We start from the raw sequence: 21,883 nt of genomic DNA on the forward strand, positions 1-21,883 counted from the left end.
CCCATGACCCCCGACACCCGCGCGCTGCTGATGAAGGTCAGCACCGCCACGCTGTGCACTGCCCTCTTCAAGCGCGGCCTGCGCAACCAGTTCATCCAGGGCGTGCAGCCCCTGAACCCTGGCCTGCCCAACATGGTGGGCGAGGCCTTCACGCTGCGCTACATGCCTGCGCGGGAGGACCGCAACCCCATCGGCGTCTTCCAGAACCGCGACCACCCCCAGCGCGTGGCGGTGGAGCAATGCCCCGTGGGTGCGGTGCTGGTCATCGACAGCCGCAAGGACGCGCGTGCCGCCTCGGCCGGCGGCATCCTGGTGGCGCGCCTCATGCAGCGCGGCGTGGCCGGCGTGGTCACCGACGGCGGCTTTCGCGACAGCCCCGACATCGCCCAATACAGCATGCCCGCCTACCACGCGCGGCCCAGCGCCCCCACCAACCTCACGCTGCACGAGGCCATCGAGATCAACGGCCCCATCGGCTGCGGCGATGCGCCCGTGTTCCCCGGCGACGTGGTCGTGGGCGACGCCGAAGGCGTGATCGTGATCCCCGCGCACCTGGCGGACGAAGTCGCCGCCGAGGCCGCCGAGATGACCGTGTTCGAGGACTTCGTGCAGGAGCAGGTGCTCGCGGGCCGCTCCATCATCGGCCTGTACCCGCCCACCGACGAACAGGCGCGCAACGACTTCGCCGCCTGGCGCGCCGGCAACGGCCGCTGACACCGTGTTAGCACCCTGAGCCAATCGGGCTGCCCGCCAAGAGCGAAAAAACGCCACGGCGCCCGACCTTCACCCACAAACCGGAGACAAGACCATGCCCCCCATCCACCGCGCCGCAGCCCCGTTGCTGGCCTTGACGCTCGCCCTGCTGGGCGCCCCGCACGCCCAGGCCCAGGACTGGCCCGCCGCCAAGCCCATCACCTACGTGGTGCCCTTCACGGCAGGCGGCTCCACCGACATCGTGGGCCGCACCGTGGCCAACAAGCTGCAGGAGAGCCTGAAGCAATCCGTGGTGGTGGAGAACAAGCCCGGCCAGGCCGGCGGGATCGGAGCGGCCTACGTAGCCAAGGCCGCGCCCGACGGCTACACGCTATTCGGCGGCACCATCAGCACGCACGCCATCAACGCCAGCCTGTACAAGAAGCTGCCCTACGACCCCATGAAGGACTTCGAGCCCGTCACGCTCGTGGCACGCCTGCCCAACGTGCTCATCGTCAACGGCCAGCTGGGCGTGAACTCGGTGGCCGACCTGATCGCGCTGCTCAAGAAGGACCCGAGCAAGCGCATGTTCGCGTCGTCCGGCGCGGGCACATCGACCCACCTCGCGGGCGAGATGCTGGCCGACCTGATCGGCGTGCCGCTCACCCACGTGCCCTACAAGGGCACGCCCCCCGCCATGACCGACGTGGCCGCAGGCGAGGTGCCCTTCATGTTCGACCAGCTCACCGCCGCGCTGCCACTGGTCAAGGCCGGCAAGCTCAAGCTGCTGGCCGTGACAACGGGCCAGCGCATCACCATCGCGCCCGAGCTGCCGACCATGATCGAGTCGGGCATCCCCGGCTTCGAGATGTCGTCCTGGCAGGCCATCTATGCCCCCAAGGGCACGCCCCGGCCCATCATCCAGCGGCTGAACGCCGAGATCGTCAAGGCTCTGAAGCAGCCCGATGTGAAAGCGAAGCTGACGGATCAACTGGCGATGGAGATCGTGGGCAGCACGCCCGAGGAGCTGCGCGACCACATGGCCAAGGAGATCCCGCGCTGGGCCGCGCTGGTGAAGAAATCGGGAGCGACGGCGGAGTGAGAAGCGCTGGAGGCCCCATCATGATTGCTATTCCTTAAGTAGCAAACATTCCATACAGGACAGGCGGTAGGCGCCCATTCCTCCTGATTGGGTACGTATCTCAGATGAGGACATCAGCCTGTGCACCAGCAGCGGCGCTCAGGCTTCACACCCTCTCCCCTCGCGGGAGAGGGTGTGAAGGCCGTCGGAATCTGGGATAAGTGGCTGATCAGGCAATTTTTCTTGTACTTTTCGGAATCAACCTGGACGGGGCTGCGCACTGGTGGGCACTGCCAGCGTCTGCAGCAACTGCGCAGCCACCGCCACAGCTATCACTTCCGGCTCCTTGCCCTCTATGCCCGGCACGCCTATCGGGCACGTGACCTGCGCCATCTCGTCCGGCGCAAAACCGCGTCCGTGCAGGCGGTTGGAGAAGGTCGCCCACTTGGTCTTGCTGCCGATGAGGCCTATGAAGGGCAGATCCTGCCGCTCGCGTTGGCGGCGCAGGCAGGCGGCCACCACGTCCAGGTCTTCGGCGTGGCTGAAGCTCATGATCAGCACGCGGGTGCCGGGTGCCAGGCCCGGCACCGCCATCTGCACCGGGTCGGAATGTTCGCAGGCCACGCCGTCCGGCGCCGGTTGCGGAAAGATCCCGTCGCGGCTGTCGATCCAGGTCAGCGCGAACGGCAGCGGCGCCAGCACCCGCGCCAGCGCATGCCCCACATGCCCGCCGCCGAACAAGGCCACGGGGTGCAGGCGGGGCGCCAGGCGCTCGGCCAGCGTGGGCACGTCAGTGGCGGTCAGCAGCTCGAACGCCAGATACACGACACCGCCGCAGCACTGGCCCAGCGCAGGTCCGAGCGCGAACCGCACCGGTGCTGAACTGCTCGGCGGGATACCGGCCAGCCGCCGACGCGCCTCGGCGATGGCCTGGTGCTCCAGGTGCCCGCCGCCGATGGTGGCCACAATCCGGTCGGCGAACACGGCCATCCAGGCCCCGGGTTCACGCGGCACGGACCCTTGGGTAGACTCCACCCTGACCAGGCAGGCTGGGCCGTCCGCAAGGCCCTCCAGCAACCAACGCAAGTGTTCCACCGCCATCGTCCTTTCATTGCGCCCGGCCGCACGGCCTGAACAGCGTCTGCGGCCCACCACCACGAGCCAGTCCACCATGTCCGACACTCCGCCCCCCAGCCCCTCCGGCAAGCGCACCCACTGGCTGCTGGCAGGCATCATGGCCGCAGGCGCGGCCCTGGTGGCTGCCTGCAGGTCAGGGCCCGAGCCAACCCCCACGCCCGAGCCAGAAAGCCGCTCGCCATCGACCCCGGAAACCCCCGGCGTGAAGGGCCCCGTACCTGCCGCCGCAGGCTCGGCACGCGTCTCGGCCGCCGCCACTTCCAAAGCCTACCGCCAGGACGGCGCCACCCACCTGTATGGCCTGAACAGCGAACGCATCTTCAAGGGCAAGCTGCCCCCGCAGCTGTATGCCATCGGCGTGCTCGAAGTGGACATCGACCGCACCGGCAAGGTCAACCGCATCCACTGGCTGCGCGCCCCGCGTCACGCCCCCGAGGTGGTCAAGGAAATCGAGCGCACGGTGCGCGCTGCGGCCCCCTTCCCGGCCCCCACGCGCCTGGGCAAGGTCACCTACACCGAGACCTGGCTATGGGACAAGAGCGGCAAGTTCCAGCTGGATACCTTGACCGAAGGACAGCTCTGAAAAAGATAGCAGGTCGCGCTGGTCCATCTTGGATTTCAGGCTATTTCCGCCTGAAATCCTCGCACTCCAAGCGCCACCAGCCATCGATTCGATAGCGCCTACGACCCCCGGTACGTCGAGTAGCTCCACGGGCTCACCAGCAGCGGCACGTGGTAGTGCTGGTCGGTGTGCGCAATGCCGAAGTCCAGGCTCACCTGGTTCAGAAAGTTGGGTTCGGGCAGCTCCACGCCCCGCGCCTTGAAGTAGCCGGCCACACCAAAGCGCAGCCGGTAGGTGCCGGTGCGCAGGCTGGCGTTGTCGAACAGCGGCGCATCGGTGCGGCCGTCGTGGTTCAACACCAGGCGCTTGATCAGCGTGGCGTTGTCGCCATCCGTGGAGTACAGCGCCACTTCCATGCCGGCGGCGGGGCAGCCGTGCATCGTGTCCAGAACATGAGTGCTCAAGCCCATTGGGGATTCTCCTGAAGGAAGCAGGCCGGAAAAGCGCGACCTGTAGACCAAAAGTGTATACACTTTTAGCCAATCCACCTATCATGCAGCCATGGAATCTTCATCCACCAGTGCGATTGTCGAGGCGCTGACCCGCGCCATCGTGGAGCACCGCCTGCAACCGGGCACCAAGCTGGCCGAGCAGAAACTGGCCGACCACTTCGGCGTGTCGCGCACGCTGGTGCGCCAGGCCCTGTTCCAGCTGGCGCAGAACCGGCTGGTCACGCTGGAGCCCGCGCGCGGGGCCTTTGTTTCCACCCCCTCGGTGGAAGAAGCCCGCCAGGTGTTCGCCGTGCGCCGCATGCTCGAGACCGAGATGACCCGCGCTTTCGTGCGCAGCGTGACCCCCGCCAAGATCAAGGCCCTGCGCGCCCACGTGACGAGCGAGAAGACAGCCATGGGCACCGCCGACCCCAGCAGCCGCACCGAGCTCCTGGGAGACTTTCACGTGCGCATGGCCGAGCTGATGGGCAACGAGGTGCTGGCGCAGATGCTGGGCGACCTGATCTCGCGCTGTGCCCTGATCACGCTGATGTACCAGTCGGCGAGCGCCGCCGAACACTCCCACGAGGAGCATGGCGACATCGTTGCCGCACTGGCCGCGCGCGACGAGGCACTGGCCGTCTCGCTCATGCAGTCCCACCTGGAACACGTGGAGGCCAGCCTGACTTTCGACCGCAAGCGCCCGGCCAGCGACCTGGCCGCCGCGCTCGGCACCTGACATGACACCCTGAATCCGCGAGACGCCCATGATCTACGACTCCACCCAGCCCTACCCCCGCGACCTCATCGGCTACGGCAAGACGCCACCCCACGCGCAGTGGCCGGGCGGCGCGCGCATTGCCGTGCAGTTCGTGCTCAACTACGAAGAAGGCGGCGAGAACTCCGTGCTGCACGGCGACGCGGGCAGCGAGCAGTTCCTGTCCGAAATGTTCAACCCCGCGAGCTACCCCGAGCGGCACATGAGCATGGAAGGCATCTACGAGTACGGCTCGCGCGCCGGCGTGTGGCGCATCCTGCGGGAGTTCGAAAAGCGCAAGCTGCCCCTCACCGTGTTCGGCGTGTCCAGCGCGCTGCAGCGCCACCCCGAGCTGACGCAGGCCTTCGTGCAACTGGGCCACGAGATCGCCTGCCACGGCCTCAAGTGGATCCACTACCAGCACGTGCCCGAAGAGGTCGAGCGCGCCCACATGGCCGAGGCCATGGAGATCATTCAGCGCATGACCGGCCCCAGAGGAAGCTCGGAAGGCCATGTGCACGGACTGGGCTGGTACACCGGCCGCGACAGCCCCAACACCCGCCGCCTGGTGGCCGACTTCGGCGGCTTCGAATACGACAGCGACTACTACGGCGACGACCTCCCGTTCTGGATGGACGTGAAGAAAAGCAATGGAGCCACCGTGCCCCAGCTCATCGTGCCCTACACGCTCGACTGCAACGACATGCGCTTTGCGCTGCCGCAGGGCTACTCGCACGCGGACCCGTTCTACCAATACATGAAGGACACCTTCGATGCGCTGTATGCAGAGGGCGACCCGGCCGGCGACAACGCACCCAAGATGATGAGCATCGGCATGCACTGCCGCCTTCTGGGCCGCCCCGGCCGCATCACGGCGCTGCAGCGTTTCCTGGACCACATCCAGCAGCACAGCAACGTGTGGGTGTGCCGGCGCATCGACATCGCGCGCCACTGGAAACAGGCACACCCCTACCCTTCACAGAAAGCAGGCTGAGAATGGCATTGACCCTGGAACAACTCAACGCCGCCAGCAGTGCCGAGGCCCTGCAGTTGCTGGACGGCCTGTACGAGCACTCGCCCTGGATCGCCGAGCAGGCGCTGGCGCAGCGCCCCTTCCGCTCGCAGGCCCACCTGCAGCACGCGCTGGCGCAGGTCGTGCGCACGGCGGGGCAGGACGCGCAGCTCGCGCTGATCCGCGCCCACCCCGAACTGGCGGGCAAGGCCATGGTGGCGAAGAATCTCACGGCCGAGTCCACCAACGAGCAGAGCAAGGCGGGCCTCACGCAGTGCACGCCTGAAGAGTTCGCGCGCATCCAGTCGCTCAATGCCGCATACAACGAGCGCTTTGGCTTCCCGTTCATCCTGGCGGTGCGCGGGCCGCGCGGCACGGGCCTGACCAAGCAGGAGATCATCGACACCTTTGCGCGGCGCCTGGACAACCACCCCGAGTTCGAGCTGGCCGAGGCCCTGCGCAACATCCACCGCATCGCCGAGATCCGCCTGAACGACAAGTTCGCCACCGAGCCCGTGCTCGGCAACGACGTATGGGACTGGCAGGAGAAACTCGCCGAACACTCCGACCCGGGCTTTGCCGAAAAGGGCCAGCTCACCGTCACCTACCTCACCGACGCGCACCGCGCCTGCGCCCAGCGCATCAGCCACTGGATGCGCGACTGCGGCTTTGACGAAGTGGAAGTGGACGCCGTGGGCAACGTGGTGGGGCGCTACCACCCCGCCACGGAAGGCGCGCGTTACCTCATGACCGGCAGCCACTACGACACCGTGCGCAACGGCGGCAAGTACGACGGCCGCCTGGGCATCTTCGTGCCCATGGCCTGCGTGCGCGAGCTGCACCGCGCCGGCAAACGCCTGCCCTTCGGCATCGAGGTGGTGGGCTTTGCCGAAGAAGAAGGCCAGCGCTACAAGGCCACGTTCCTGGGCTCGGGCGCGCTCATCGGAGACTTCAACCCCGCCTGGCTCGACCAGAAGGATGTGGACGGCGTGACCATGCGCGCGGCCATGCAGCACGCGGGTTTGTGCATCGATGACATCGTAAAGCTCAAGCGCGACCCCGCGCAGTACCTGGGCTTCATCGAGGTGCACATCGAACAAGGCCCCGTGCTCAACGAGCTGGACCTGCCCCTGGGCGTCGTCACCTCCATCAACGGCAGCGTGCGTTTTCTGTGCGAGATGATCGGCACCGCCAGCCACGCCGGCACCACCCCCATGGACCGCCGCCGCGACGCAGCCGTGGCCGTGGCGGAGCTGGCGCTGTATGTGGAGCAGCGCGCCGCGCAGGACGGCGACTCGGTCGGCACCATCGGCCAGCTGCAGGTGCCCGCGGGCTCCATCAACGTGGTGCCGGGCCGCTGCCAATTCAGCCTGGACCTGCGCGCACCCACCGACGCCCAGCGCGACGCGCTGGTGAGCGACGTGAAGGAGCAGCTTGCAAAGATTGCGGCCCGGCGCGGCCTGCGCTACACGCTGGAGGAATCCATGCGCGCTGCCGCAGCCCCCAGCGCGCCCGCATGGCAGCACCAGTGGGAGCGCGCCGTCGATGCCCTGGGTGTGCCCGTGTTCCGCATGCCCAGCGGCGCCGGCCACGACGCGATGAAACTCCATGAAATCATGCCCCAGGCCATGCTCTTCGTGCGCGGCCTGAACTCCGGCATCAGCCACAACCCGCTCGAATCCACCACCAACAACGACATGCAGCTGGCCGTGGACGCCTTCACCCAGGTCCTGCGCCAACTTGCAGAGGAACAACAACCATGACAACCCCCAACAACTACGCCGCTCTTGACGCCTGGATCGACCAGCACTTCGACGAGGAAGTGCGCTTTCTGCAGGCCCTGGTGCGCGTGCCCACCGACACCCCGCCCGGCAACAACGCCCCCCACGCCGAACGCACGGCCGAGCTGCTGACCGAGTTCGGCTACACCGCTGAAAAACACGCAGTACCGGCCGCAGACGTGCAGGCCTACGGCATGGAGTCCATCACCAACCTCATCGTGCGCAGGCCCTACGGAAGCGGCGGCACCACCATCGCCCTGAACGCACACGGCGATGTGGTGCCCCCCGGCGAAGGCTGGACGCACGACCCTTACGGTGCGGAGATCGTCGATGGCGCCATGTACGGCCGCGCCACGGCCGTGAGCAAGAGCGACTTCGCAAGCTTCACCTTCGCGGTGCGCGCGCTGGAAGCCGTCGCCAAGCCCGCCCGGGGCGCGGTGGAACTGCATTTCACCTACGACGAGGAATTCGGCGGCGAACTCGGCCCCGGCTGGCTGCTGCAAAAAGGGCTGACCAAGCCCGACCTGATGATCGCCGCCGGCTTCAGCTACGAGGTGGTCACCGCCCACAACGGCTGCCTGCAGATGGAAGTGACCGTGCACGGCAAGATGGCCCACGCCGCCGTGCCCCACACCGGCGTGGACGCGCTGCAGGGCGCGGTGCACATCCTGAACGCGCTGTATGCGCAAAACGGCGAGTACACGAGGATCACGTCCAACGTGGCGGGCATCAAGCACCCGTACCTGAACGTCGGCCGCATCGAAGGCGGTACCAACACCAACGTCGTGCCCGGCAAGGTGACCTTCAAGCTCGACCGCCGCATGATCCCCGAAGAGAACCCGGTGGAGGTCGAAGCCGCCATCCGCCGCATCATCGAGCAGGCTGCGGGCGAACGAGCCGGCATCAGCGTCGAGATCAAGCGCCTGCTGCTGGCCAACGCGATGACGCCGCTGGCCGGCAACAAGCCTCTGGTCGACGCGATCCAGAAGCACGCCCACACCGTGATCGGCGAGCCCCTGCCGGCCGTCGGCACGCCGCTGTACACCGATGTGCGTCTGTATGTAGAGCGCGGCATCCCCGGCGTGATCTACGGCGCAGGCCCGCGCACCGTGCTCGAATCACACGCCAAGCGCGCCGACGAGCGCCTGCAGCTCGAAGACCTGCGCCGCGCCACCAAGGTCATCGCGCGCACCCTGAGCGATCTGCTGGCCTGAGCCTGGAACGGCTTGGCGATCCCCTGCGGATTCGCTTTCAATCACGCAGCAACCGCTACCGTTCGTGCCGGGCTGTCGAAGCCCTGCGCGGCGCTTCGACAAGCTCAGCGTGAACGGTGGTTTGCTTGGTCCATTTGTTGGAGCCTGAAGCGCTCCGGCGATCTCACGCGCATCCGCGTTCAGTCATTCAACACCCCATACCGTTCGGGCGGAGCCTGTCGAAGCCTTGCGCCGGACGTCGACAGGCTCGGCGGCATCGGTTTTATATGCTTGAAAGCAGCTGGGCATCCTGCGTAAGTCCCTTTAATGCAGCGTGCGCATCACTTGCGCGCAGCAAAGTCATGGCGCGATGGGTCAGGCAACCCTTGGGCCGGCCTACACTGTCACGGGCGCCTCCACACGATGGAGGCGTCCGTTCAATTTTGAACCGGTTCGCGTTTTCTTTTCGTAGCACCCCCATCCACCAACAAGGAGTTCTGCAATGAACATTCGCCAAACGCTGCTGGCCGGCAGCGTCGCGCTGGCCCTGGCCAGCCTCACTGCCTGCGGCAGCACGCCGCCTGCCGCCACCGCCGCGCCCGCGCCGGCCGTACAGCAGACAGCCTCGGCCCAGGCCGCCAGCGCCGCATACGACTTCGACATGGATGTGTTCCACCCGGTGGTGGCACGCAATGGCATGGTCGCCACCGAACAGGAACTGGCCTCGCAGATTGGCCTCGACATCCTCAAGGCCGGCGGCAACGCGGTGGACGCCGCCGTGGGCATCGGCTTTGCGCTGGCCGTGGCCCTGCCCAACGCGGGCAACCTGGGCGGCGGCGGCTTCATGGTCGTGCACGACGCCAAGACCGGCAAGAGCGTGGCCCTGGACTTCCGCGAAGTGGCGCCCATCAAGGCCACGCGCGACATGTACCTCGATGCCAAGGGCAACGTGGTGGACGGCAAGTCGCTGTACACGCACTACGCCGTGGGAGTGCCCGGCACCGTGGCCGGCATGGAGCATGCGCTCAAGACCTGGGGCACCCTGCCCCTGTCGCGCGTGATCGCCCCCGCCATCGAACTGGCCGACAAGGGTTTCCCGGTGAGCGAAACGCTCGCCAAGATCCTGCAGCAGGAAAAGAAGAACATGGGCAACTGGCCCGCCACCCAGGCCATCTTCTGGAAGAACGGCGAGCCCCTGAAGGTAGGCGACCCGCTGGTGCAGAAAGACCTGGCCCAGTCCATGCGACTGATCGGCCAGCAAGGCGCCAAGGCCTTCTACGAAGGCGAGATCGCCCAGAAGATCGCGGCCGAAATGGCGCCGCACGCCGGTGCCCTGACGCTGCAGGACCTGCGCGAATACAAGGTGGCAGAGCGCGTGCCCACACGCGGCACCTACCGTGGCTATGAGATCGTGACCATGCCGCCACCCTCCTCCGGCGGCCCGCACCTGGTGCAGATCCTGAACATGCTGGAGCCCCTGCCGCTTGCCCAATGGGGCCCCAACAGCGCGCAGACCATCCACTACATGGCCGAGAGCATGAAGCTCGCCTACGCCGACCGCGCCGAATACCTGGGCGACCCGGACTTCGTGAAGATTCCCTTGAAGGGCCTGACCTCCAAGCGCTACGCCGCATCACTGGCCAAGGGCATCGACGCCAACACCGCGCGCAGCGGCAAGAGCATCAAGCCCGGCCAACCCCAGCCATACGAGAGCGACCAGACCACCCACTACAGCGTGGTGGACAAGGCCGGCAACGCCGTGGCCGTGACGTACACGCTCAACACCAACTTCGGCAGCGGCATCGTGGCCAAGGGCACGGGCATCCTGCTCAACAACGAGATGGATGACTTCTCGGCCAAGCCTGGCGTGGCCAACGCCTACGGCCTGGTCGGCGGCGACGCCAACGCCGTCGCAGCCAAGAAGCGCCCCCTGTCGTCCATGACGCCCACCCTGGTACTGAAAGACGGCAAGCCCACCCTGGTGACGGGCAGCCCCGGCGGTGCACGCATCATCACCACGGTGCTGCAGACGGTGGTCAACACCATCGACTTCGGCATGAACCCCGCCGAAGCCGCTGCCGCACCCCGCGTGCACCACCAGTGGACGCCGGATGAGCTGCGCGTGGAAAAGGGCCTCTCGCCCGACACCCTGGCCCTGCTCAAGCAACGCGGCCACAACATCGCGGTGAAGCCCTCGATGGGCCGCACGCAGACCATCCAGATCCGCGGCGGCGCGCTGTATGGCTACTCGGACCCGCGCAACCCGGATGGGAAGACGCTGGGGTATTGATTGCTACATATTTGATAGCTGCTGGCGCTTTATAGACAAGCGGTAGCGGCCAATTCAACTCAGATCCCGCTCACCGAGAGGCCAGCGGGATTTTTTGTGCCCGCCCGTGTCAGGCCGGCGACGCCTGGCCGATCTCAAAATTCGCCATCTTCTCCAGCGCCCGCACCATCGCCGAGTGGTCCCAGCCCTGGCCGCCGTGCGCCACGCAGGCGTTGAACAGCTCCTGCGCCATCGCCGTGTTGGGCAGCGGCACACCCAGAGCCCGCGCACTCGACAGGGCGAGGTTCAAATCCTTCTGATGCAGGCCGATGCGAAAGCCCGGCTCGAACGTGCGATTGATCATGCGCTCGGCATGCACCTCCAGGATCTTGGACGATGCGAAGCCGCCCAGCAGCGCCTGGCGCACGCGTGCCGGGTCGGCGCCTGCGCGGGCGGCAAACAGCAGCGCCTCGGCCACGGCTTCGATGTTCAGGGCGACGATGATCTGGTTGGCCACCTTGGCGGTCTGTCCGTCGCCGTTGCCGCCCACCAAGGTGATGTTCTTGCCCAGGCGCTCGAACAGCGGCCTGATGCGCTCGAACACCGCCTCAGGGCCGCCGACCATGATGGACAGCGTGGCGTTCTTCGCGCCCAGCTCGCCGCCCGAAACGGGGGCGTCCAGATACTGCGCGCCCAGGGCCTCGATGCGCGCCGCGAAGTCCTTGGTGGCCACGGGCGAGATGGAGCTCATGTCCACCACCACCTTGGACGCGCTGCCTTTCAATCCCTGGGCCACGCCGTCGTTGCCGAACAAAACCTTCTCCACATCCGGTGTGTCGGGCAGCATCAGAATGATGATGTCGGCCCGCTCGGCCACGCCGCGTGCCGTGGTGCACTGCGTGGCACTGCTCTGTGCGATCTGCGGCGCCACGCGGCCGCGCGTGTGCACGTACAGCTGGTGGCCCGCCGCGATGAGGTGGCCGCACATGGGCGCGCCCATGATGCCCAGGCCGATGAAACCGAGTTTGAGGGGGGTTTCGGTCATGTTCTTTTTTCCTTCTGTTGTGTCGTTTCGTACATCTGTGGGTGGTGGCTCATGCGGTAAGCGCCGTGCGCCACCCCAGGCCGATGTCCGTGGTACGTGCAGGCCGGTACTCGCAACCCACCCAGCCGTCGTATCCGATGCGGTCCAGGTGCGCGAACAGGTAGCGGTAGTTGATCTCGCCCGTGCCCGGCTCGTGGCGCCCCGGGTTGTCGGCCACCTGCACGTGGCCGATGCGCGGCAGGTGCTTTTGCAGCGTGGCGGCCAGTTCGCCTTCGGTGCGCTGCGCGTGGTAGATGTCGTATTGCACATAGGCGTTGCTGGCATCCACTTCGTCCAGGATGTCCAGCGCCTGGTCCGTGCGGGTCAGGTAGAAGCCCGGGATGTCGAACGGGTTGATGGGCTCGATCAGCAGGCGCAGCCCGGCTGCCTTCAGCTCCGTGGCCGCAAAGCGCAGGTTCTCGACCAGGGTGCGGCGCAGCAAGGCGGCGTCCGCGCCTGCGGGCGCCTTTCCGGCCAGGCAGTTGAGCTGCGGCACTCCCAGCGCCTGGGCATAGGTGATGGCCCGGGCCACGCCGGAGCGGAACTCGGCAATGCGATTTGGGTGGCAGGCGATGCCGCGCTCGCCCGCGTCCCAGTCGCCTGCTGGCAGGTTGTGCAGCACGATCTGCAGGTGGTGTGCGTCAATCTGTGCGCGCAGTTCCTCGGGGGTGTGGGCGTAGGGGAAGAGGAATTCCACGGCTTCGAATCCGGCGCGGGCAGCGCGCTCGAAGCGGTCGATGAAAGGCACCTCGGTGAACAGCATGCTGAGGTTGGCAGCAAAGCGGGGCATGGGAAAGTCTCCGTGACGATGAATCAAAAAACGGTTTGCGTCGAGGATCGGGCTACACCACTTTCCGTTCGGGCTGAGCCTGTCGAAGCCGGGGCACTGGGGCAGCCTTCGACAAGCTCAGGCTGAACGGGTAGCGGCCCGAGAAGGCCTTCGACAGGTTCAGGCTGAACGGAGGGGTTCGCCTCAATCCAGCACCGCCAGCGCACTCGGCACGTCGGCCGCCTGCGTGGCCAGCTCCTCGAACTCGACGATGTTGTCGATCTCGGTGCCCATGGCGATGTTGGTCACGCGCTCCAGGATCACCTCGATCACCACGGGCGTCGCGTGCTCGGCCATCCAGGCCTCGGCCTGGGCGATGGCGGGCGCGAACTCCTCGGGCCGGTGCACGCGGATGGCCTTGCAGCCCAGGCCTTCGACCACCTTCACGTGGTCAACGCCGTAGCCGCGCGCCACCTCGCCCTCGGGCATGTTCACGTTGTCGAACGCGAGCTGCACGCAGTAGTCGATGCTGAAGGTGCGCTGCGCCTGGCGGATCAGGCCCAGGTAGCTGTTGTTGACGAGCACGTGGATGTACGGCAGCTTGAATTGCGCGCCCACGGCCAGCTCTTCGATCATGAACTGGAAGTCGTAGTCACCGGACAGCGCCACGATCTTGCGCGCCGGGTCGGCCATGCGCACGCCCAGGGCAGCGGGCACCGTCCAGCCCAGCGGTCCGGCCTGGCCGCAGTTGATCCAGTGGCGCGGCTGGTACACATGCAAGAACTGCGCGCCCGCGATCTGCGACAGGCCGATGGTGGAAACATAGCAAACGTCCTTGCCCAGCGCGCGGTTCATGCACTGGTACACGCGCTGCGGCTTCATGGGCACGCTGTCGAAATGGGTCTTGCGCAGGTAGTCCACGCTGCGCTTGCGGCCCTGGCATTCAGCCGCCCAGCCGCTGCGGTCCTTCAGGCGCCCCGTGGACTTCCATTCCTGCGCCACCTCGACGAAGAGCCTGAGCGCGGCGCCCGCGTCGGAGACGATGCCGAAGTCCGGCGCGAACACGCGGCCGATCTGCGTGGGCTCGATGTCCACGTGCACGAACTTGCGGCCCCGGGTGTACACCTCGACCGAGCCCGTGTGCCGGTTGGCCCAGCGGTTGCCGATGCCCAGCACGAAGTCGCTGGCGAGCATGCTGGCGTTGCCGTAGCGCTGGCTGGTCTGCAGGCCGCACATGCCGGCCATGAGCGGATGGTCGTCCGGAATGCAGCCCCAGCCCATGAGGGTGGGGATCACCGGCACGCCCAGCACCTCGGCGAACTGCACCAGCAGGTCGGAGGCATCGGCGTTGATGATGCCGCCGCCTGCCACGATCAGCGGACGCTCGGCGTCGTTCAGCATGCCCAGTGCTTTTTCAATCTGCGCACGCGTGGCGGCGGGCTTGTAGGGCGCCAGGGGCTCGTAGGTGTCGGGGTCGAACTCGATCTCGGCCAGTTGCACGTCGATGGGCAGGTCGATCAGAACCGGCCCGGGCCGGCCGGAGCGCATGAGGTGGAAGGCCTGCTGGAACGCCTGCGGCACCTGGGCGGGCTCCAGCACCGTGGTGGCCCACTTGGTCACGCTCTTGGCGATGCTGGCAATGTCCACGGCCTGGAAGTCCTCCTTGTGCAGGCGGGCGCGCGGCGCCTGGCCGGTGATGCACAGGATGGGGATGGAATCCGCACTGGCCGAGTACAGGCCGGTGATCATGTCGGTGCCGGCAGGGCCGCTGGTGCCGATGCACACGCCGATGTTGCCAGCCACGGCTCGGGTGTAGCCCTCGGCCATGTGGCTCGCGCCCTCCACATGGCGCGCCAGGATGTGGCCGATGCCGCCATGCGCCTTCAGCGCCGCGTACAGCGGATTAATGGCCGCGCCGGGCACGCCGAATGCGACGCTCACACCCTCTTTCTCCATCACCTTCACGGCGGCCTCGATGGCCTTCATTCTTGGCATTGCACATCTCCTTCGGTTGGGGTCGTTGATGTGGCAACTCTAGGCAAGCACCCTTTTCGGCGGAAGGTGGCGGCAGACCATAAAATTTATTCCACACAGGAATAAGCCGCAGCGCAAAGCCGCTGCACCATGCGCTGCAAGGAGGTAAAAACAATGGACCGACTCGATGCCATGGAAATGTTCGTGCGCGTGGTGGAGACCGGCAGCTTCACCAAGGTGGCCCGCGAGTTCGCCACCACGCAGCCCACGGTGACCAAGCAGGTGGCAGCGATGGAGGCACACCTGAAGGTGCGGCTGCTCAACCGCAATACACGCGGCGTGAGCCTGACCGAGCCCGGCGCGCTGTACTACGAGAAGTGCAAGGCCATCGTGACCGACGTGGCCGAAGCCGAGAGCGTGGTGCGCGTGCGCCAGACCCAGGTGCACGGCCAGCTGCGCGTGGGCAGCTCTGTGGCCTTCGGGCGGCGCGTGGTGGTGCCACTGGCGCTGGAGTTCATGGCGCAGAACCCACAGGTGCATCTGGACCTGAGCTTCGAGGACCGCTACACCGACCTGGTGGCCCACGGCATCGACGTGGCGATCCGCCTGGGCAAGCTGGCCGACTCGGCCCTGGGCGCACGCACGCTGGGCATGAACCCGTGGGTGCTGGTGGCTTCGCCCACCTACCTGCGCCGCCACGGCACGCCGCGCCGGCCGTCGGACCTGAAGGACCACGCCACGCTGATCTACAGCAGCGTGCAGGGCAACGACCTGTGGCGGCTGCGCAATGCGAGCGGCGAGGCGGTGTCGGTGCCCGTCACGGGGCGGCTGCGGTCCAACAACCTCTCCGCGCTGCTGGCGGCGGCGCGCGCGCACATGGGCATCGCGGCGCTGCCGCACTACGTGGCGGTGGAGTCGCTGGCCGCCGGGCGTGTGGTCGAGGTGCTCAAGACCTGCCGCCTGCCCGAGCAGGAGATTCACGCGGTGTACCCGTCGCCGCGCCTGGTGCCGCAGAAGGTGCAGGCGTTCGTCGCGTTTTTGCAGGGGCGGTTTGGCAAGGAATGGGTGGCGTCGTTGCCGCGCGAGGGGGCGGCGAGGAAGTGAGGGAGGGAGGGGTTGGGAGACGACGAGGTTTCGCCCTGATTGAAGACCCCCTCTCCCCAGCCCTCTCCCGCGAGGGGAGAGGGAGTCAAACCGGGACGCTGGCGATGCTTGCGAGGTCTTGGCCGAATGAGCCGCCTTGCGGCGGGCGTGGCCGTCGCCAGAGCCCTTGCAGTCGCTGCGCCCCTGAAGCTCCCTCTCCTCTTGCGGGAGAGGGGTCAGGATCAGGCACAGCGCCAGCCCAAAACCCTGGACCTTATCGCCCTGCAGCCCAGGCGCAGCCAGCACCACCCGCTACAAAATCAGGATCGCCCGGAAGTCGTTGACGTTGGTGTGCGTGGGCCCGGTGATGACCAGGTCGCCCAGCGCATCGAAGTAGCCGTACGCATCGTTGCGGTCCAGGCAATCCGCTATGCGCAGGCCCTGCGCAGCAGCACGCGCCAGGGTGTCGGGGGCCACGCGGGCGCCCGCGTTGTCTTCCACGCCGTCGATGCCGTCGGTGTCCGCAGCGAGGGCCCACACACCCGGCTGGCCCTGCAGCGCCTGCGCGAGCCCCATGCAGAACTCGCCCGCACGGCCGCCCCGGCCCTTGGCAGCGCCCGGTGCGCGCGGCCGCACCGTGACGGTGGTCTCGCCGCCCGAGAGGATCACGCAGGGCCGGGCGAACGGCTGGCCGTGCCGCGCCACGGCCCGTGCCAGCGCGGCGTGCACCTTGCCCACCTCGCGCGATTCGCCTTCGATCTCGTCGGAGAGGATGTAGGCCGGCACGCCCGCCGCCCGCGCGGCCTCGGCCGCTGCCTCCAGCGACTGCTGGGGCGTGGCCGTCATGTGCACGGCGTGCCCTGCGAAGACGGCGTCGCCGGGCTGGGGGGTTTCCAGATCACCGGCCTGCAGCGCAGCGCGCACGCTGGTCGGGATGTCGATGTGATAGCGCGCCAGGATGGCCAGCGCGTCGGCGCAGGTGGTGGCGTCGGGCACGGTGGGGCCGCTGGCGATGACCGAGGGGTCGTCGCCCGGCACGTCGCTGATGGTGAGCGTGACCACGCGCGCGGGTGCGCAGGCCGCCGCCAGTCGCCCGCCTTTGATGCGCGAGAGGTGCTTGCGCACGCAGTTCATTTCATCGATGGCTGCGCCGCTCTCCAGCAGCGCCTTGTTGATGCGCTGCTTGTCCTCGAGCGTGAGGCCATCGGCCGGCAGGGTGAGCAGGGCCGAGCCCCCGCCCGAGATCAGGCACAGCACCAGGTCGTTGGCCGTGAGGCCCTGCGTCAGCGCCAGGATGCGTTCTGCGGCGGCCAGGCCCGCCGCGTCGGGCACGGGGTGCGCTGCCTCCACCACCTCGATGCGCTGCGGCAGGCCTTCCGGCCGGGGCGGGGTGTGGTGGTAGCGCGTCACCACCAGGCCCGACAGCGGCGCGTCGGCCGGCCACAGCGCTTCCACCGCCTGGGCCATCGCGCCACCGGCCTTGCCGGCGCCCAGCACCAGGGTGCGTCCGCCGCTCTCGGGGCTGGGCGGGGCGGGCAGGAAGGCCGCCGTGTTGTGCAAGGGCAGCGCGCGGCGCACGGCCACGCGGTACAGGTATTCAAGGAACTCGCCGCTCTGGCGTACGGGATCGGGCACTTTGTCGTTGCTGGTCATGGTGGTCTCCGCGGGCGATTGTGCGGCACCCGCCTGGCCGATACCGCACGCAAAAGTCAAAAGAACTTCAACCGCCCCGGCCCCGGCGGCTCCGTGGCTATGCGGGGATAACCCTATGTCCTGGTGCGCAACACTTGCCTACATTTCTTGTATGCAAGATTGATCGCAGTGCCAATTTCTCCTTTCCTTCGTCAAAGGGTTCCCATGCTCCGCTTCCTCAACTCATTGTTCGGCCGGGTGATCCTGGCCCTGATTGCCGGCGTGGCCGTCGGGCTGCTCTGGCCGGACACGGCCGTGCAGCTCAAGCCGCTGGGCGACGGTTTCATCAAGCTCATCAAGATGCTGATCCCGCTCATCGTGTTTTGCGTGGTGGTGCACGGCATCGCTGGCACGGGCGACCTGCAGCGGGTCGGCCGGGTGGGGGTCAAGTCGCTGATCTACTTCGAGGTGGTCACGTCCATCGCGCTGGTGCTGGGCCTGGTGCTCGCGTTCTGGTTCGAGCCCGGCGTGGGCATGAACGTGGACCCCAAGGCGCTGGACCCCAAGGCCATGGGCGCCTATGCGGAAAACGCCAGCAAGCTCACGGGCGGCGGCTTCAGCGACTTCTTGCTCAAGCTCATCCCCACCACCGCAGTGAGCGCGTTCGCCACCGGCGACGTGCTGCAGGTGCTGCTGTTCTCCATCATCTTCGGCTGCGCGCTGGCGCTGCTGGGCGAGCGCGGCGCGCGCATCACCAGCCTCATCGAAGACCTGTCGCACGTGCTGTTCAAGACCATGGGCCTGATCATCAAGCTGGCGCCACTGGGCGTGCTGGGCGCCATTGCGTTCACGGTGGGCAAGTACGGCATCGGCTCGCTCAAGCAGCTGGGCATGCTGGTGGTGCTGTTCTATGCGGCGGTGTTCCTGTTCGTGGTGGTGGTGCTGGGCCTCATCATGCGGGTGTCGGGCTTCAGCCTGTTCAAGCTGCTGCGCTACCTGCGCGAAGAGCTGGCCGTGGTGTTCGCCACCACGTCGTCAGACAGCGTGCTGCCCCAGATCATGGCCAAGCTCAAGCACATGGGCATCCGCGACTCGACCGTGGGCCTGGTGATTCCCACGGGCTACTCGTTCAATCTGGACGCGTTCTCGATCTACATCACGCTGGCGGCCGTGTTCATCGCGCAGGCCACCAACACTCCCATCACCATGACCGACCTGCTGACCATCCTGGCGATCTCGCTGGTCACTTCCAAGGGCGCGCACGGCGTGCCGGGCTCGGCCATCGTGGTGCTGGCGGCCACGCTGCACGCCATTCCGGCCATCCCGGCCATCGGGCTGGTGCTGGTGTTGTCGGTGGACTGGTTCATGGGCATCGCCCGCGCCCTGGGCAACCTGATCGGCAACTGCGTGGCCACGGTGGCGATAGCCGCGTGGGAAGGCGACATCGACCGCGAGCGCGCCCATGCCGTGCTGGACGGCCAGGCCGTTGCGCCGCTGCAGAAGTAAACCCAACGCGCCACGCGAGGCACCACCATGGCCCAGCCATTCCTCTCCCTCCATCCCACCCGGCGCAGCGCCATCGCAGGCGCGGCGGCCCTGTGCACGCTGGGCTGGGGCATTGCCGCCGCACAGGGCAAGGGCGATGCACCGGACCAGCTCGAACGCATCCTCAAGAGCCGCGTGCTGCGCGTGGCCGTGCCGCAGGAGTTCCCGCCCTTCGGTTTCACGAAGAACGGCGTGCTGGACGGCTTTGACATCGCAGTGGCCCGCATGCTGGCCGGCGACCTGCGCGTGTCGCTCAAGACCCTGCCCGTGGCCAGTGGCGATCGCCTGGCGGCGCTGCGCGAGGACCGGGTGGACCTGGTCATCGCCAGCCTGGGCAAGACCGCCGAGCGCGAGCGCGAGATCGACTTTTCCACGGCCTACGCGCCCACCTACATGGGCGTCTTTGGCGACTCCGGCGCGGGACTGGCCGACCTGGCCGCGCTCAAGGGACGCCGCGTGGGCGTGGTACGCGGCAGCCTCGAAGAAACCGAACTCAAGGCCCAGGCAGCGCATGCGACGGCCGTGACGTTCGACAGCTCGGCGCCCCTGCTCGATGCCTACGTGCGCCGCACCATCGATGCGTTCGCGGCGGGCAACGTCGTGGCCGAATCCATCCCCGACACCGCCCTCCGCGAGCGCGTACGCCGGGTCGCGGTGCTGCGGCAAAGCCCCTGCCACATCGGCGTGCGCAAGGGTGAACCGCGCCTGCTGGCGCGGGTGGACGCGTTCCTGGCCCAGGCCCGGTCGTCCCAGGCGCTCATGGTCAACGCGATGCACTGGTTCAAGCACAGCCTGTCACCGGACATGTTCAAAGACGGCAAAGGCTGAGACTGCGCGCAGCAGCATCCGCTAAACCGCCACCCGGCCGCAATCCCCTGAGCAACACGCAGTGCACAGGTTCGACGCTACCCACAGCCACCCCCACCGCTCCGTCCCTCTCCCCGGCCAAGGCAGCACCCCCATGATCACCTCGCTTCGCACCCGCATCCTGCTCATCACCACCGCAGCCGTCACCACGGCCCTCGCGCTCACGGGTGCCGCCACCTACACCATCGTGCGCTCGGCCACGCTGCAGACCATAGAGGACAACCTGGCCGCCATCGCCTCGGGCAATACGCTCGCCATCGAGAAATGGGTGGCGGCCAAGGCCACGGCCGTGACGGCGACGGCGGCAGTGGTCGAGCCCGGCGACCCCAAGGGCCTGGTGCTGCACATGAACCAGGCCGGCGGCTTCCCGGTGACCACGGGCGGCTGGCAGGACAAGAGCTGGGTGTCGAGCAGCGCCAGCACACCCCCCACCTACGACCCCACCGCCCGCCCCTGGTACAAGACCGCGCTGCAGGCCGGCAAGCTGGTGGTGACCAAGCCCTATGGCGACGCCTCCACCGGCGAGCCCTTCGTCTCGTTCGCCGCGCCCATCCTGCGCGGCGGCACGGCGCAGGGCGCGGTCAGCGGCGCAGTGCCGCTCAAGGGCGTGCAGGAGGTCGTGGCCGCGGTGCACCCCACGCCCAGCAGCCTGGGCTTCGTGATCGACAAGGACGGGCTGGTGCTGGCCCACCCCGACGGCAAACGCATGCTCAAGCCCGTCGCGGAAGTCTCTGCCGCGCTCACGCCCGCCGTGGTGTCGTCGCTGCAGAGCGCCAGCCATTCGCTGGAAGCAGACCTCAATGGCACCCCCAAGCTGCTGCGCGCGCTGCCCGTGCAGGGCACCGACTGGCTGCTGGTGGTGGCACTGGACAAGGCCGAGGCCATGAAGGGTCTGGGCCAGGTAGCCCGCACCTCGGCCATCGCCATCGTGCTGCTGGTGCTGGCGGCTGCCGGCGCCACGGCCGTGCTCACCGCGCAGTCGTTTCGCCGTCTGTCGCAGGTGCGCGACGCCATGGACGAAGTGGGCACGGGCAGCGGCGACCTCACACACCGCCTGCCGGTGAACGGGCGAGACGAAGTGGCGCAGATCGCGGGCTCGTTCAACAGCTTTGTCGAGAAGATCGGCACCGTGCTGCAGGACGTGCGCCAGGGCGTGGAGTCCATGAAGACCGCCACCGATGAGATCAAGGCCGGCAACCAGGACCTGTCCAACCGCACCGAGGGCTCGGCCAGCGCGATCGAGCAGACATCGGCCTCGCTTTCCGAGCTCACGATCACCGTCCAGCAGTCGGCCGAGGCCGCCGCGCGCGCGGCGCAGCTGGCCAACTCGGCCAGCGCCACGGCCACGCGGGGCGGCGAGGTGGTTGCGGGCGCGGTGTCGACGATGGACGAGATCACCGCCGCATCTGCCAGGATCGGCGAGATCATCGGCGTGATCGACTCCATCGCTTTCCAGACCAACATCCTCGCGCTGAACGCGGCGGTGGAGGCGGCCCGCGCCGGCGAGAACGGCCGAGGATTTGCCGTTGTCGCCAGCGAGGTGCGCAGCCTCGCTCACCGCAGCGCCACGGCCGCCAAGGAGGTCAAGGCGCTGATCGACGCCTCCGGAGCCAGTGTGGCCACAGGCACGCAGCGCGTGCAGGCCGCGGGCAAGACCATGGGCGAGATCGTGCGGGACATCCAGCACGTGGCGCAGATCATCGGCGAGATCAACGGATCGATGAACGAGCAGAGCGCCGGCATCGGCCAGATCAACCAGGCCGTCGCCGAGATGGACCGCGCGACACAGCAAAATGCTGCCCTGGTGGAAGAATCCACCGCAGCGTCCTCCGTGCTGAACGAACAGGCCCACCACCTTGCGCACACGGTGGCGGGCTTCAAGCTCGACGGCGACACAGCCGCCCCTTCCTCCAACCCGCGCCTGGCGCTGCCGCGCTGACGCCCCTGCCCACA

General features: G+C 67.6%; 18 protein-coding genes. 12 read left to right on the forward strand and 6 right to left on the reverse strand.

From position 1 onward, the window contains the following. Window positions 1–3: 3 nt before the first annotated feature. Both KW835_RS01330 and KW835_RS01335 read left to right on the forward strand, forming a co-directional pair. Complete coding sequence (locus tag KW835_RS01330; protein WP_218380477.1) at window positions 4–714, forward strand: ribonuclease activity regulator RraA; 711 nt, start codon at window positions 4–6, stop codon at window positions 712–714. Window positions 715–808: 94 nt separating this feature from the next. Then, window positions 809–1,795, forward strand: coding sequence for a tripartite tricarboxylate transporter substrate binding protein (locus tag KW835_RS01335; protein WP_218380478.1), 987 nt, complete (start codon window positions 809–811; stop codon window positions 1,793–1,795). 237 nt (window positions 1,796–2,032) lie between these two features. On the opposite strand, the gene xdhC is transcribed toward KW835_RS01335, so the two are convergent. After that, a complete protein-coding gene (gene xdhC, locus KW835_RS01340; protein ID WP_218380479.1) occupies window positions 2,033–2,875 on the reverse strand; it encodes a xanthine dehydrogenase accessory protein XdhC in 843 nt (280 codons plus the stop codon). Window positions 2,876–2,945: 70 nt separating this feature from the next. On the opposite strand from xdhC, the gene KW835_RS01345 reads away from it, so the two are divergent. Further along, window positions 2,946–3,494 carry an energy transducer TonB gene (locus KW835_RS01345; RefSeq protein ID WP_370633563.1) on the forward strand — a complete coding sequence of 183 codons (549 nt, stop codon included), beginning with the start codon at window positions 2,946–2,948 and terminating at the stop codon, window positions 3,492–3,494. 98 nt (window positions 3,495–3,592) lie between these two features. Here KW835_RS01345 and uraH read toward each other — a convergent pair whose 3' ends face one another. After that, window positions 3,593–3,943, reverse strand: a complete 351-nt coding sequence (uraH, locus tag KW835_RS01350) for a hydroxyisourate hydrolase (RefSeq protein WP_218380480.1) — start codon at window positions 3,941–3,943, stop codon at window positions 3,593–3,595. A gap of 91 nt (window positions 3,944–4,034) precedes the next feature. Between uraH and KW835_RS01355 the strand changes: the two genes are divergently transcribed. From KW835_RS01355 to ggt, 5 genes are all read left to right on the forward strand, one after another. After that, window positions 4,035–4,703 carry a GntR family transcriptional regulator gene (locus KW835_RS01355; RefSeq protein WP_218380481.1) on the forward strand — a complete coding sequence of 223 codons (669 nt, stop codon included), beginning with the start codon at window positions 4,035–4,037 and terminating at the stop codon, window positions 4,701–4,703. A 28-nt stretch (window positions 4,704–4,731) separates the two neighbouring features. Then, complete coding sequence (gene puuE / locus KW835_RS01360; RefSeq protein ID WP_218380482.1) at window positions 4,732–5,715, forward strand: allantoinase PuuE; 984 nt, start codon at window positions 4,732–4,734, stop codon at window positions 5,713–5,715. A gap of 2 nt (window positions 5,716–5,717) precedes the next feature. Further along, window positions 5,718–7,496, forward strand: coding sequence for a 2-oxo-4-hydroxy-4-carboxy-5-ureidoimidazoline decarboxylase (gene uraD / locus KW835_RS01365; protein WP_218380483.1), 1,779 nt, complete (start codon window positions 5,718–5,720; stop codon window positions 7,494–7,496). Beyond that, on the forward strand, window positions 7,493–8,728 hold the full coding sequence (locus tag KW835_RS01370; RefSeq protein WP_218380484.1) for an ArgE/DapE family deacylase: 1,236 nt from the start codon (window positions 7,493–7,495) through the stop codon (window positions 8,726–8,728). The genes uraD and KW835_RS01370 overlap by 4 nt, the downstream gene beginning before the upstream one ends. Window positions 8,729–9,209: 481 nt before the next feature. Further along, complete coding sequence (ggt, locus tag KW835_RS01375) at window positions 9,210–10,997, forward strand: gamma-glutamyltransferase (protein WP_218380485.1); 1,788 nt, start codon at window positions 9,210–9,212, stop codon at window positions 10,995–10,997. Window positions 10,998–11,106: 109 nt separating this feature from the next. Here ggt and glxR read toward each other — a convergent pair whose 3' ends face one another. From glxR to gcl, 3 genes are all read right to left on the reverse strand, one after another. Next, window positions 11,107–12,021, reverse strand: a complete 915-nt coding sequence (gene glxR / locus KW835_RS01380; RefSeq protein WP_218380486.1) for a 2-hydroxy-3-oxopropionate reductase — start codon at window positions 12,019–12,021, stop codon at window positions 11,107–11,109. A 49-nt stretch (window positions 12,022–12,070) separates the two neighbouring features. After that, on the reverse strand, window positions 12,071–12,850 hold the full coding sequence (gene hyi / locus KW835_RS01385) for a hydroxypyruvate isomerase (RefSeq protein WP_218380487.1): 780 nt from the start codon (window positions 12,848–12,850) through the stop codon (window positions 12,071–12,073). A gap of 183 nt (window positions 12,851–13,033) precedes the next feature. Then, window positions 13,034–14,824: a glyoxylate carboligase gene (gene gcl, locus KW835_RS01390; protein ID WP_218380488.1), complete on the reverse strand. Its 1,791-nt coding sequence runs from the start codon at window positions 14,822–14,824 to the stop codon at window positions 13,034–13,036. 153 nt (window positions 14,825–14,977) lie between these two features. Between gcl and KW835_RS01395 the strand changes: the two genes are divergently transcribed. Then, on the forward strand, window positions 14,978–15,907 hold the full coding sequence (locus KW835_RS01395) for a LysR family transcriptional regulator (protein WP_218380489.1): 930 nt from the start codon (window positions 14,978–14,980) through the stop codon (window positions 15,905–15,907). A gap of 291 nt (window positions 15,908–16,198) precedes the next feature. Here KW835_RS01395 and KW835_RS01400 read toward each other — a convergent pair whose 3' ends face one another. Continuing rightward, on the reverse strand, window positions 16,199–17,539 hold the full coding sequence (locus KW835_RS01400; RefSeq protein ID WP_218380490.1) for a glycerate kinase: 1,341 nt from the start codon (window positions 17,537–17,539) through the stop codon (window positions 16,199–16,201). Between the two features lie 204 nt (window positions 17,540–17,743). On the opposite strand from KW835_RS01400, the gene KW835_RS01405 reads away from it, so the two are divergent. The 3 genes from KW835_RS01405 (at window position 17,744) to KW835_RS01415 (ending at window position 21,869) form a co-directional block, all read left to right on the forward strand. After that, window positions 17,744–19,024 carry a C4-dicarboxylate transporter DctA gene (locus KW835_RS01405; RefSeq protein ID WP_218380491.1) on the forward strand — a complete coding sequence of 427 codons (1,281 nt, stop codon included), beginning with the start codon at window positions 17,744–17,746 and terminating at the stop codon, window positions 19,022–19,024. 27 nt (window positions 19,025–19,051) lie between these two features. Continuing rightward, a complete protein-coding gene (locus KW835_RS01410) occupies window positions 19,052–19,891 on the forward strand; it encodes a transporter substrate-binding domain-containing protein (RefSeq protein ID WP_218380492.1) in 840 nt (279 codons plus the stop codon). Between the two features lie 133 nt (window positions 19,892–20,024). Continuing rightward, the gene (locus tag KW835_RS01415; RefSeq protein WP_218380493.1) at window positions 20,025–21,869 is read left to right on the forward strand and encodes a methyl-accepting chemotaxis protein; all 1,845 of its coding nucleotides are present in this window, start codon (window positions 20,025–20,027) and stop codon (window positions 21,867–21,869) included. Window positions 21,870–21,883: the final 14 nt, after the last annotated feature.

The sequence above is a fragment of the Acidovorax sp. sic0104 genome (genome assembly GCF_019219095.1).
Lineage (GTDB): Bacteria > Pseudomonadota > Gammaproteobacteria > Burkholderiales > Burkholderiaceae_C > Acidovorax.